Raw genomic sequence first — 12,381 nt, 5'->3', positions numbered from 1 at the left:
GGAGTATCGAAACCTCTCCCACCTCAGCACAAGTGACTTAAACTCAATCCATCATTCACTTTGGGTGAGCCATGGAACTGTCCCAACTGCGCATGCTCAAGACGGTCTGCGACACCGGCAGCATTGCCCGTGCGGCCGAAGTGCTGCACTGCGTACCGTCCAACATCACTGCGCGCCTCAAGTCCTTGGAGCGGGAACTGGGCACCGCGTTGTTTTTTCGTGAAGGTCGCGGCCTGCGGATCAGCCCGGCGGGCGAAGTGTTCCTGGACTATGCGAAAAAAATCCTGAGCTTGACGGAACAGGCGCGCCACGCGGTTGGCCCTGACAGTACGCCGAGCGGGCCCCTGCGCATTGGCGCCATTGAGTCCAGCGCCAGCGGGCGCCTGCCGCAACTGCTGGCGAAATACCACGCCCGATACCCGCAAATGTCCCTGGAACTGAGCACGGGAACCTGGTCCCAACTGCTGGATGATAGTCAGCGCCACCGCCTCGACGGCGTGATCGTCGCCGTCGACATCGAGCGGCCTGGGCTCAAACGGGTGGTGACGTATCGCGAAGACCTGGTGCTGATCGCGTCCGAATCCCACGGACCGTTGCGCAGCGCCGCAGACCTTCGAGGCAAGGCGATCTTCATGTGGCCTTCGGGCTGCCCTTATCGCCTGGCGCTGGAGCAATGGCTGCTGCGTCACGGTCAAGTGCAACCCATCGTCAGCATCGCCAGCTATGGCGCCATCGTCGGGTGTGTCAGTGCGGGTGCCGGCGTCTCGCTGGTGCCGCGCGGGATCTATGAACAATACCGCCAGGGCGCCGGCTGCAGCGGGTATGAGTTCGCCGAACTGACGGGCATCGACAACCTGTTCTACTGGCCTGAAAACGCCGGCCAGCACCCTGCCAGGGAAGCATTCCTGGCCATGCTACAAACGGAGTTCGAGCCATGAGCCGAGCGGCCGGACAGCCTTCCCGCCGCGTTGGGCAGAAGTCGTGCTACAGCGGGCCCAAGGCAACCCCGGAAGGTTCGAATCGCTCGCTCGTGTCCATCTGGATGCTGCGCAGCGCGGCGGTCTCCAGGTGCGAGGCATAGAGCTGCTCTGAAAAGTACCCGATCAGGATGGAGCGACGACGCGCACCGTTCACATTCAGGCTGGCGGCGTGAACCAGTTCGGCGTCAAAAACCAGAATGTCACCGGCGCAACCCGACAGTTGGACGGAGCGGGACTCGTCAGTGAAATCGAAGGAGGGGGCTTGCGGGTCGGGGCGATGGCTGCCGGGCACGAGGCGTGTCGCACCGTTCTCGGGGCCATAGTCGTCGAAGAACGCCAGGGCGACGGCCGTATCGCCGGGGCGCTGGGCCGACAGGTCGCGGTGCAACTGCTGGTGGCCGCCGCCCGCCAGAGGCTCGCGCCCTTCCACTTGGGCCAGGAAGAACCGTTCGCCGATCACTTCGCCCACCGCTGCCAGCAACGGCGGCAAGCGGCACACCGCCTGAATCTGCGCATCACCCTCCAGCAGCGAATGCTGCCAGTCCCAGCCCCGCGGTGTCGGCCATTGATCCGAGGGCCGGACACCCGCATCGAACACGACGCGCAGGCCTGCCAGCCATTCGGCCGGGATCGCCCGGCGCAGCAGGACATAGCCATCCAGGTGGAGCCGTTCGCGGTCTGTCATGGTGACGCCCATTTCCTTATGTTCAGGGGGCCTTCTCCAGGCTAGCCCGACACGAGACTTTTCGCCTCGTGACATCCAAGTTCAGCCGGCCATGGACTCGCGGCTGATGGCTTGCACCGCTTGCACCAGGCCCTGAATCGTCCCCGGGAAGCCAAGATGGTGCTGCGCCACGCCGATTCTGCCTCTCTCTCTGGAAAGGTTCGTCCCGCGGGCGTGTGGATGCAGAGCGCTTACCGTATCTGATACAGCACAGCAGCCCCTGGCTTGGGTTCGAAAGCCGGCACCGTGCGCTGCTGGAGGGGCGTCCCCGTTGCGTCCCAAACCAAGGTGTCCGAGGGGTACTCGTCCTTGCGGGTCATGGCGTCGATCTGCTTGGCGATCACTTGCGAGCTTGCAGGCACTTCGGGGTTCCATTCGAATACGCCGACCCTGCCGTAGAACACCGCCGGCGCATCGGTATCGAGACGCCGATCGGGACACATGACCAAGCCGCGATCGAGCATCACCCGCAACGCGCCGACAGGCACCGCCTTCACCGTGGGCGTGGTGCGCTCGGTGCTATGGCCAGGGCAGACATTGGCCGAGCGAGTCACCATGTCCTCGACCACTTGATTATCGGATTGGGCCTGCGCCGAAAAGGCAACGGCAGACAGGGCAAGCACTACAAGGTTTGACTTCCAGGGCACTCGAAACCTCCTATGGAAAAAAGACTCCAGCGTTGCGGGCCGCTACCCTGCCAAGAACAGTTCGTTGTCAGGGGGCACACTTGAAGACTACCACGACGTTAGTTTGTTCCACTTCTCGATTGAGGTGCTGATTCAATAGCCAAGGCCGCTAGAAAAGGACGGTATCGATGAAAGCTGCAACATTGGAAGAGGTCGGCGAGGCACTAAAAATTCCGAACAACTGATTCTCGAAACCAACGGCGTGTCATCCAGGCGGATCGGGAAATCCGGTTCAGGGCCCCCAGCAAGACACCGGCACAGTCGCCAGCGGTCACGAAAAGCCCCGACACCTCACACCAGACGCTTCTGTACCCAACGCCGATATTGCCGGGTGCGCCAGAGCACCGCGAGCTGCTGCAAGATCAGCGCGCGCAATGGCGACACCGTCGGGTCGGGCTGCTTGTCGCGGCTGAGTTTACTCAGCTGGAACTTGACCACCGCCATGTTGGCCAGGGCCGCGAAGGCTTTGTTCTTCCAGGTGATCGGCGGCAGTTGAGGGGCGCTGTCCTTGCCCTGGCGCCAATCACGAGGCAGGCCCGGGTCGATGGCCAGCGCCGTCCCGATGCCCACCATGTCCACCCCACTGGCCACGACACTCTCAGCCACCGGGCGTCGGCGCACACCGCCGGTGACCATCACGGGCATCCTGGCGACGGTCTGGATGTCGCGGGCAAACTCGACGAAATAGGCCTCACGCGCCAGGGTACGCCCATCGCGCGCATCACCCTGCATGGCGGGAGCTTCGTAACTGCCGCCCGACAGCTCCACCAGGTCCACCCCCAGATCGTTGAGCCACTCGACGACCTTCCTGGCGTCGTCGGCCGTGAACCCTCCGCGCTGGAAGTCAGCGGAATTCAGTTTGACCGCCACCGCAAATTCCGCGGACACCACCGCCCGGACGGCCTTGACGATGTCGAGCAACAGGCGCGCGCGGTTTTCCAGGGAGCCGCCCCACTCGTCCGTCCTCTGGTTGGTCAGCGGTGAAAGGAACTGGCTCAACAAGTAACCATGGGCAGCGTGGATCTGCACCCCGTTGAAACCGGCCAGCTCGCCAAGGCGCGCGCTGCGGGTAAATCGCTGGATGACCTCTTCAATCACCGCCGGGGTCATGGCGTGAGGCGTTGAGAAAAGCTTGGACATGGAGCCCAGGTCCAGCGGCACAGCAGATGGTGCCCAGGCCTTTTGCCCGAGATTGGCCTGCATCTGGCGACCTGGGTGGTTGATCTGCAACCAGAATTGCGCACCGCCGGATCGACCCACACGTGCCCAGCGCTTGAACTTGTCCAGTTGCTGGTCATCCTGCAACACCACGCCCCCGGACCGGTCATGGCACGGCCGTCGACCATGACGTTGCCTGTGATGATCAGGCCGGCTCCGCCATCGGCCCACGCCTGATACAGCCGCATCAGGGCTTCGGAGGGCGCCTGGTCGGCGTCCGCCATGTTCTCTTCCATGGCGGCTTTGGCAATTCGGTTCTGGATGGTCGAGCCGTTGGGAAGGATCAGGGGGTCGAACACACTCATGGGGCAGTCCTCAGCGGGGGGAGGCAGCCACCTTAAGATTGAAGTCAACTTTAAGGTCAACAGATTTTTTTCAGCTTCAAACCCTGCGTGCTTTTTTCCCCTTGGACGTCACCCCGTCCTGACGGGCTGGGGCTGCCCTCGCCCCTTCTTCACGCAGGCGGTGCAACAACAATTGCGCGTTGTCGGCACACGCCACGCCCTCGGGCTTGCCCTCGATGCCCTTGATGACCAGCAGCAGCTGGGCCTTGTTCTGGGCCAGTCGCTGCTGCAGGATTTCGATTTCCTCGACCTTTTGCCTGAGCCCGCCAAGCAGCTCTTCCTCCTGCCAGCCGTTGGCGTCCACCGGCATCAATTGCCGGATCTGCTCCAATGAAAACCCTGCCGCTTGGGCACCCGTGATGATCTGCAGGATCCACTCGGTCTCAGGCGCATAGTCACGATAACCGTTGGCCTTGCGCTCGACCGACCGGATCAGACCGCTCGCCTCGTAGAAGCGGATGCGCGAGGGCGCCAACCCGCTGATTTTCGCCAGTTCACCAATCCTCATCGCCGCTCCAGAACACCCATTGACCTTGAAGTTGACTTTAACCCTGCAGGCACCGGGCAGCCAAGTGACTCACGGTTTCGGCGACGGCCGCTGCAACCCTGCAAGGGAGCGAAACCGGAAACTTTATTTTTGATATCGACTACCGCAATATATGGAAATATATAGCGCTTGAGCCGCGCCTTTCATGCCAAGGGAATGAACGATGAATGCTGTCTCCAACAACAAAGAAGCGGTCGGTGAGCGCTATCAGCTTGAAACGATGCGCCATGCACAGCAGATGACCTGGAAGGCCATCGATCAGATCGCCCGCGCCATCACCCCCGGCATGCGCGAATCCGAGGCGCAGGCACAAGGCAAGACGATCCTGGCGCAAATGGGCATGGACCGGATCTGGCACCCCTTGCTGGTGCGCTTCGGCGCCAACACGCTCAAGACGTTCAAACAGCGCTCCGAGGGCGATCCCGAGCTGGGAACCGACGATATTTTCTTCATCGACATGGGCGTCGTCTGGCAAGGCCATGAGGGTGACGCCGGGGCGACCTTCACCACGGGCTCCGACCCGCAGATGATTGCCTGTGCCGCAGCCGCCAAGACACTGTTCGACCAGGTCGAGGGCTTCTGGCGCAGTGAACAGGTATCCGGGGTGGCGCTTTACGACTTCGCAGCCGCCCAGGCGAAAGCCATGGGCTGGACGCTCAACCTCGACATCAAGGGCCACCGGGTCAGCGACTTCCCCCATGCGATTCATCGCGGCGGCGACCTCGGGAACCTGGCGCAATACCCCAATACCGGCCTGTGGATCCTGGAAATCCAATTGGCCCATCCTGAGCGCCCGTTTGGTGCGTTTTATGAGGACTTGTTGATCTGAGCGAACCCGATGCTCGAAGAATGCCCGTGTGAACAGCAGCCACGGGCTTCAGCCGACCGGTTCATCCATCGCTTCCGAACGCGCAACCCTCACTGGGCCATCCATCCGAGGGGCGACCCGATTCAAGGTCAGCTCTGCGCATAAACCGCCTCCAGGCTTGTTGTAGAGCCTTAAGTCGCAACCAATCTTGTTGGCGATCATCTCTACAATCGACAGCCCCAACCCGGCGCCCTTCGCATTGCCCCGGCTGTAGAAGCGCTCGAACAGTCGGCCCATTTCCTCTTCATCGATCCCCGGCCCCTGGTCTTCCACGCTCAGGCAATGGGCGCTGATCACCACCTTCACTTCGCTGCCGGGCGGGGAAAAGTTGAGTGCATTGGTCACCAGGTTCTGAAGTGCAATGGCCAACGCCACGGGTTCGCTCTCTACCCAGCATTCCTCATTGCCTTCCAGCACCAGCTCCACGTCTTTTTCCATGGCCAGCGGCGTCAGTTCGGCCAGTTCTTCGCGCACCAGTTCGGTCAGTTGCACACGGCTGCGCTTGGGGTTTTTCAGTTGTGGCTCGATGCGGGCCATGGTCAGTAGTTGGCTGCCGATGCGCGTGGCGCGATCTACACCGTTTACCAGGAAGTCCAGCGCCTCGTACCGCTGTTCAGGCGTGTCGGCGTTCTGGGCGTTCTGGGCATGGATGCGCAGGATCGCCAGGGGCGTGCGCAATTCATGGGCGGCATCGGCGATGAAGCGACGTTCGCGTTCGAGCAACTCGTCCACCTGCACCAGCAACCGGTTGAGCGCGGTCTGCATGGGTTCCAGGTCGCTGGGAAGTGGCTTCAGATGAAGCGGCTGCAAGGTTTCAGCCGTGCGCCCACGAATGGAGCGGGCCATGGCGCGCAGAGGCTTGAGCCCCCAGCCGATGACCAGCCAGATCAGCACGGTCAGCAGCGGCACGCCAATCAGGGTGGGCCAGAGGGTGTGGCGCACGATGCGCTGGATCAGGTCCTGGCGGATGTCATCGCGCTCGCCCACCCAGATCAGCAGGCCCTGTTGCGGGTCGGCCAGGAGGAAGGCGCACCAGTCGTTGCCATTGAGCAGCAGATCGTGGGAGCCGAGGGTCGTCGGGGGTGCCGCGAGCGCAGGGGCCTGCGCGGAACGCACCAGCAACTCACCTTCGCTGCTCCAGACCTGGAAGGTCAACCGGGTTTCATAAGGATGGGCCACGCCGTCCTCGCCCACGCGGCTCATGGCCTGGTCGAAGGCCTGGTACAAGCGGTCCCAATCCGCTTCGCCAGGGTCGCGCTGGCGCAGCACGCCTTGCAGCAGGCGCGCGCTTTGGGCCAGTTGGGCGTCATAGACCTCCTCGATTTCGTGGTGGCTGTCGCGCAGCACCAGCCAACTGATCAAGGCGTCTCCGAGCAGGATCAGCACCAGCACCGGAACGAGGATGCGCGCTCGTACGGAATTCATGGTTTGAGCGCCAGCACATAGCCAACACCGCGCACGGTGCGGATCAGTTCGGTGGACAGCTTTCTACGCAGGTTGTGGATCAACACTTCCAGCGTGTTGCTCTCCACCCGTTCCTGCCAGCCGTACAGCGCGCGGGACAAGCGCTCGCGGGTCACCACTTTGCCGGGGCGCACCATCAATTGGTGCAACAACTGGTACTCCATGGGGGTGACGATGATGTCGGCGTCCTGGTAGCGCACCTGCTGGGTGGCCGGATCGAGGCTGACGCCGGCGTGTTCGAGCATCGGTTGCGCGCGGCCCTGGCTGCGGCGCAACAGGGCTCGGACGCGGGCCTTGAGTTCCTCCACGTCGAAAGGTTTGACCAGGTAGTCGTCGGCACCGGCGTCGAGGCCGGCGATGCGCTCGGCGGTGCCGTCGCGAGCGGTGAGAATCAGCACCGGCAAGTCATGCTGTCCGGCGCGCAGTTGTTGCAGCAGGTCAATCCCGTCGAGCCGTGGCAGGCCGAGGTCGAGCAACAGCAAATCGAAGCTTTCGCTGCGCAAGGCGTGCAAGGCCGCGGCGCCATCCTGCAACCAGTCCAGGGTGTAGCCTTCGGCAGCCAAAGCCACGCGAATCCCTTGGCCGAGGGCACGGTCATCTTCGACAAGCAGTAGGCGCATGGCAAAAGTCTCTGGAGGAATCGGCGGCATCATGCCGGGTTCTGATCGGGGTTATTTCGGCAAAGATGTTACGGCTCGTTGCAAACTAAGATTGTCCTAAGGTTGGTTTTGCATTGTGAAATCTCCCACATCTGCTGAGAGCTTTTCCATGCGCAAAATTCTCCTGCTGTCCCTGATCATCGCCAGCCCTCTGGCCTTCGCCGGCCCGCAATGCACCACCGCCGAGCGCTCGCAATGGCAAGACGAAAAAGCCTTCCAGGACAAACTCAAGGCTGACGGCTACACCATCAGCAAATTCAAGGTCACTGACGGCAACTGCTACGAGATCTACGGTTTCGACAAGGACAAGCGCAAGGTCGAAATCTACCACGACCCGGTCACCGGCAAGGCGGTGAAGACGGAGATCAAAGGCTGATGCCCGGCGAATCCCTGCGCTTGTGGGACCCCTTGGTGAGGCTGTTCCATGCCTCCATTGCCGGGGTCTTTGTCGCCAACTACTTCTTCAACGAAGCCGGCGACGATTGGCATGTCTGGCTGGGCTACTACGCCATGGCCTGGCTGCTGGTACGAACCGTGTGGGGATTTGTCGGACCGCGCAGTGCACGTTGGGCGGACTTCTGGCCTACCCCCAGAAGGCTCAATGCCCACGTGCGCTCGTTGCTCAACGGTCGCCCGCAACATCGCCTGGGCCACTCGCCCATTGGCGCGCTGGTGATGCTGTCGATGTTGCTGGCGTTGCTGCTGATCGGCGTCAGCGGTTTCCTGATGCAGGAAGTCGACGCCTTGTGGGGCGCCGATTGGCCGCTCCAGGTCCATGAAACGGCCGCCAATGGGCTGCTGGCCCTGGTGTGTATCCACGTGCTGGCGGCGCTGTTTGAAAGTGTCCTGGTGCGGGACAACCTGCCGTTATCCATGCTCACCGGTCGCAGGAAGCGCCTGCCGGATGAACGTGGGCAGTAATTTCTCTTGCCACGGGTTCCCTATGCGCTCCACCTTATTGATTGGCCTCTTGCTGGGAGTGTTCTTCGCGGCCTGGCAAAGCCATCCGCCCCATGTGTTGGCGCCGTTTGCCCAGGTCGCTTCGAACACCGCAAACGTCGATGCACCGACGCAGTACAGCAGCCGATTCGTGTCCACCCAGCTCACGGATTTCGTGCATTCCTCATCGGTCACGGCCCTGCCCGGCGGCGACCTGATGGCCGTGTGGTTCGCCGGTTCGCGCGAAGGCGCCGCCGATGTGCAGGTGCGCACCGCCCGCTTTGATGCGCGCAGCGGCGAATGGGGCGCCGAACAGGTACTGGCCACGCGGGAAAGCACCCGCGATGGCACCCAACGTCACATCCGCAAGCTCGGCAACCCGGTGATCGCCCTGGCGCCGGATAATCGCCTGTGGATGTTCTACGTATCGGTCTCGGTAGGCGGCTGGGCCACCAGCGCGATCAACGTGATGGTCTCTGATGACCTTGGTGCCAGCTGGACAGCGCCCCGGCAATTGGTGACGTCGCCGTTCTTCAACATCAGCACCCTGGTCCGCGCCGCCCCGGTGTTCCACGCCGACGGCTCCATCGGCCTGCCGGTGTACCACGAGTTCATGGGCAAGTTTGCCGAGTACCTGTACCTGAGCGCGGACGGCGCCGTGATCGACAAATTCCGCATCAGCCGTGGCAAGAACGCCCTGCAACCGACCATCGTGCCGCTGGACGGCCAGCGCGCCGTGGCGATGTTGCGCTATGCCGGCGACACCCATCACCGCGTGCTGGCCAGCCGCACCGCGGACGCCGGGCAAACCTGGAGCCCGCCGTACCCACTGGAGCCCGCCAACCCCAATTCGTCGCTGGCGGCGGTGGGCACCGCGGACGACGGTTTGCTGGTGGCCCTGAACGACCTGCAGGACGGCCGCTTCAAGCTCAGCCTCTACAGCACCGACGCCCAGCTCAGTCAGTGGCGCACCGTGGTGGAACTGGATCAGTCGCCCGACCCGCTCGGTCAGCCGTTTTCCCCCGAAGCCTATAAAGCAATCATTGGCGAAGGCTTTCGCGCCTCCAGCGGTGCGAAACGGTTACCGCTGGCGCAACGCTTCCTCAGCAACCTCGACTACCGCGTATGCAAGCCCCAAGGCTGCGATTTCGAATACGAGTACCCGTACTTCAGCCGCAGCCCGGACGGCATGTATCACCTGGTGTACTCGTGGAATAACACGTTCATCAAACATGTCAGCTTCAACGAAGCCTGGCTGGCGGAGCGTCTGTGATGGTTTCTCTGTGGCAGGCCCACTTGAGTTTCGTGCTGCTGGGGTTCGTGCTTTTGAGCACGCTCCGGTTCACCGCACCCTGGCGGCCATGGCTGTTGCCAATGCTGGCGGCGGTGAGTTTTGTGCAGGTCAATGAGCTGCCGTTGGCGGCGTACGTGCGCAGTTTTACCGATGACTTGGCCATCAGCACGCTGGTGCTGCTGGCGTGGGTCGTGCTCAACCGCCTGGGCGTGGTGCCGCCGCTCGCTCGACGGCACCAGGTGCAAATGTGGCTGCTGTTCGGTCTGTTGAGCCTGGTGCTCTACCCCGCCACGCTGGGCCTGACCTATTTCGACCCCTACCGCTGGGGCTTCAACCCTCGACCGATGATCGTGCTGGTGGCAGCGGCGACGCTGCTGATGCTGTGGCTGAGGCATGCGTTGGCGGTGGGGATGCTGGCGATCGGCACGTTGGCGTTCGCCTTGCGGCTCAAGGCCTCGGAAAACTATTGGGATTATCTGATGGACCCATTGCTGGCCGGCTACTGCCTGATCGCCGGTGCAGGGTTGTTGATCGGCATCGCCTGGCGTCCCCTTTTGAAATGGCACAGAGGTCAATGATGAGCGCGTTGCAATCACGCCGCTTGCGCTACGGCGTGGGCGCGATCGGGCTGGTATTTGCGTTGCTGGTGGCGCTGCGGCTGGTGTTCCTGCTGGGCTTTTCAGGTCTGGACTTGACCACCCCGGCGCTGCTGGAAACCCTGGGCATCGGCCTGCGCTTCGACCTGCGCCTGGCCGTGCTGCTCCTGCTGCCGCTGGCTGTGCTGGCGTGGCTACCGCGCTGGAACCTCAGCACCCTCCCGGCCCTGCGCTGGCTGGCGCGCGCGTATCTGGCTGTGGCCTTGGCGATGATCGGCCTGGTGTACATCATCGACTTCGGTCATTACGCCTACCTGGGCGTGCGCATCAATGCGACGGTACTGCGTTACCTGCAAGACGCGCAGATTTCACAACAGATGGTGTGGGAAACCTACCCGGTGCTATGGATCACCGCCGGCTGGCTGGCAGCGGTGGTGGCGTGGGTGTGGGCGTTGGTCCGCCTGGAGCGCTTGACCTTGGACCGCACGCCCACCTCCCACAACCGGTGGGCGCTGGCATCCGTCTCAGTGATGGGCGTGATCGCCGTGTTGCTGGCCCTGCTCGGCCGCGTCGCCAACCTCAACCTGGAAAACCCGGTGCCCCTGCGCTGGAGCGATGCATTCTTTTCCGGCAACAGCCAAGTGGCCGCCGTGGGGCTGAACCCGGTGCTGTTTCTGTACGACACCCTGAAAACTGGCCAATCGCAGTTCGATGAAGCCCTGGTGCGCCAGTATTATCCGCAAATCGCCAAGTACCTGGGGGTGGATCGGCCGGATGCCCGGCAGTTGGACTTCAAGCGCCATCAAGGCGTACAGCCCTATCGGCTGGCCGGCGAGCGCCCGCCGAACGTGATCTTTGTGATGCTCGAATCCCTCGGCACCAGCGCCGTCGGTGCCTACGGCAACCCACTCAATCCCACGCCGAACCTGGACAAACTCGCCACGCAGAGCTGGTTCTTCAAGCATTTCTACGTGCCGGTCACGGGCACCGCCAAGACCGTCTGGGCCAGCATCACGGGCGTACCCGACGTCACCCGCCAGGAAACGGCCACGCGCAACCCGCTGATCACCCGGCAGCACACACTGATCAACGCGTTCGAAGGCTATCGGAAGTTCTACATGATCGGCGGCAACGCCGGTTGGGCCAATATCAATGCATTGATCCGCCAGAGCATCGACGATGTGCAGCTGTTTGAAGAGAGCGACTGGCGATCGCCACGGGTGGATGTGTGGGGCATTTCCGACCTGGACCTGTTCAAGGAGAGTGACGAACGGCTGCGCGCCGTCCCCAAGGACCAGCCGTTCTTCGCTTACCTGCAAACCTCCGGCAACCATCGCCCCTTCACCATCCCCAAGCACAACGACGGCTTCCAGGTGAGTGATGTGACGCTGGAACAAGCCCAGGCCGCCGGTTCGCGCAGCGTCGAGCAATACAACGCGGTGCGCCTGCTGGACTACAACATCGGCCGTCTGATGGAGATCGCCAAGGCCGGCGGCTACTACGACAACAGCATCTTTGTGTTCTTTGGCGACCACAACACACGCATCAGCCAGATCCCGCACATGGCGCCCGCCTTCGAACAGCTGGGTCTGGAAAGCAACAACGTACCGTTGCTGATCCACGCCCCAGGCCTCGCGCCCCGCGTGATCGAAGAGGCCGTCGGCCTGGCCGACCTGTTGCCCACCGTGGCGGGCCTGGCAGGCATCCCCTTCACCAACGGCGCCATGGGCCGGGACATCCAGCAGCCCGCCCCCGAAGGCGAACGCGTGGTGCCGCTGGTGTTGCGCGAAGGCACCTTCCCGATCATCGGCGGCGTGACCCAACACTTCCTGCTGCAGATGCAACACGACGGCAGCTCACCTACCCTGCATGACCTGGCCTCGCCAACGCCCCGAGAAGACGTGGCCGCGCAACACCCTGAAGAGTTCCTGCGCTTGCAGGAACTGACGCGCGGCCTTCACGAAAGTGCGCGTCTGATGCTGCATCGCAACGTTCGTTAGCCGTGGCCAATAAGCGGTGATCTGAAGAACAGCGCGACCTCCGCCTTCGAGGTCGCGCGCAG

At 62.8% G+C, this 12,381-nt stretch carries 12 protein-coding genes and 1 pseudogene; 7 read left to right on the top strand and 6 right to left on the bottom strand.

Features of this window, described 5'->3' with window-relative positions; all coding sequences use genetic code 11:
* Positions 1-71: 71 nt before the first annotated feature.
* Complete coding sequence (locus tag KI241_RS10355) at positions 72-938, top strand: LysR substrate-binding domain-containing protein (RefSeq protein ID WP_212803652.1); 867 nt, start codon at positions 72-74, stop codon at positions 936-938.
* Positions 939-984: 46 nt separating this feature from the next.
* Here the strand turns inward: KI241_RS10355 and KI241_RS10350 are convergent, their stop codons facing one another.
* From KI241_RS10350 to KI241_RS10335, 4 genes and pseudogenes are all read right to left on the bottom strand, one after another.
* The gene (locus tag KI241_RS10350; RefSeq protein WP_212803651.1) at positions 985-1,665 is read right to left on the bottom strand and encodes a phytanoyl-CoA dioxygenase family protein; all 681 of its coding nucleotides are present in this window, start codon (positions 1,663-1,665) and stop codon (positions 985-987) included.
* A 230-nt stretch (positions 1,666-1,895) separates the two neighbouring features.
* A complete protein-coding gene (locus tag KI241_RS10345; RefSeq protein WP_212803650.1) occupies positions 1,896-2,351 on the bottom strand; it encodes a hypothetical protein in 456 nt (151 codons plus the stop codon).
* A gap of 330 nt (positions 2,352-2,681) precedes the next feature.
* A pseudogene (locus tag KI241_RS10340) lies at positions 2,682-3,913 on the bottom strand (NADH:flavin oxidoreductase/NADH oxidase family protein).
* Between the two features lie 76 nt (positions 3,914-3,989).
* A complete protein-coding gene (locus tag KI241_RS10335) occupies positions 3,990-4,460 on the bottom strand; it encodes a MerR family transcriptional regulator (RefSeq protein WP_042728491.1) in 471 nt (156 codons plus the stop codon).
* A gap of 202 nt (positions 4,461-4,662) precedes the next feature.
* Here KI241_RS10335 and KI241_RS10330 point away from each other — a divergent pair, with 202 nt between their 5' ends.
* Positions 4,663-5,328, top strand: coding sequence for a M24 family metallopeptidase (locus tag KI241_RS10330; RefSeq protein ID WP_042728490.1), 666 nt, complete (start codon positions 4,663-4,665; stop codon positions 5,326-5,328).
* Positions 5,329-5,376: 48 nt separating this feature from the next.
* Here the strand turns inward: KI241_RS10330 and KI241_RS10325 are convergent, their stop codons facing one another.
* Both KI241_RS10325 and KI241_RS10320 read right to left on the bottom strand, forming a co-directional pair.
* A complete protein-coding gene (locus tag KI241_RS10325; protein ID WP_042728489.1) occupies positions 5,377-6,792 on the bottom strand; it encodes an ATP-binding protein in 1,416 nt (471 codons plus the stop codon).
* On the bottom strand, positions 6,789-7,451 hold the full coding sequence (locus KI241_RS10320; protein ID WP_047735622.1) for a response regulator: 663 nt from the start codon (positions 7,449-7,451) through the stop codon (positions 6,789-6,791). The genes KI241_RS10325 and KI241_RS10320 overlap by 4 nt, the downstream gene beginning before the upstream one ends.
* 148 nt (positions 7,452-7,599) lie before the next feature.
* Between KI241_RS10320 and KI241_RS10315 the strand changes: the two genes are divergently transcribed.
* Genes KI241_RS10315 through KI241_RS10295 form a run of 5 tightly spaced genes read left to right on the top strand, consistent with a single transcriptional unit; the run spans position 7,600 to position 12,319 of the window.
* Positions 7,600-7,866, top strand: a complete 267-nt coding sequence (locus KI241_RS10315; protein ID WP_042728488.1) for a PepSY domain-containing protein — start codon at positions 7,600-7,602, stop codon at positions 7,864-7,866.
* Entirely contained in the window at positions 7,866-8,411 is a 546-nt protein-coding gene (locus KI241_RS10310; protein WP_042728487.1) for a cytochrome b/b6 domain-containing protein, read from the top strand. Before KI241_RS10315 ends, KI241_RS10310 begins: the two co-directional genes overlap by 1 nt.
* A 22-nt stretch (positions 8,412-8,433) precedes the next feature.
* Positions 8,434-9,702 carry a sialidase family protein gene (locus tag KI241_RS10305; RefSeq protein ID WP_042728486.1) on the top strand — a complete coding sequence of 423 codons (1,269 nt, stop codon included), beginning with the start codon at positions 8,434-8,436 and terminating at the stop codon, positions 9,700-9,702.
* Complete coding sequence (locus KI241_RS10300; protein ID WP_042728485.1) at positions 9,702-10,301, top strand: hypothetical protein; 600 nt, start codon at positions 9,702-9,704, stop codon at positions 10,299-10,301. Before KI241_RS10305 ends, KI241_RS10300 begins: the two co-directional genes overlap by 1 nt.
* Positions 10,301-12,319 (top strand): alkaline phosphatase family protein, encoded by a 2,019-nt coding sequence (locus KI241_RS10295; RefSeq protein ID WP_042728484.1) that lies wholly within the window; start codon positions 10,301-10,303, stop codon positions 12,317-12,319. The genes KI241_RS10300 and KI241_RS10295 overlap by 1 nt, the downstream gene beginning before the upstream one ends.
* Positions 12,320-12,381 lie beyond the last annotated feature (62 nt).

It is taken from the genome of Pseudomonas sp. Cab53 (assembly GCF_018325965.1).
GTDB classification, from domain to species: Bacteria; Pseudomonadota; Gammaproteobacteria; order Pseudomonadales; family Pseudomonadaceae; genus Aquipseudomonas; species Aquipseudomonas chlororaphis_E.
The sequence above is the reverse complement of the archived record's forward strand: the minus strand, read 5'-3'. Positions and strand labels throughout refer to the sequence as shown.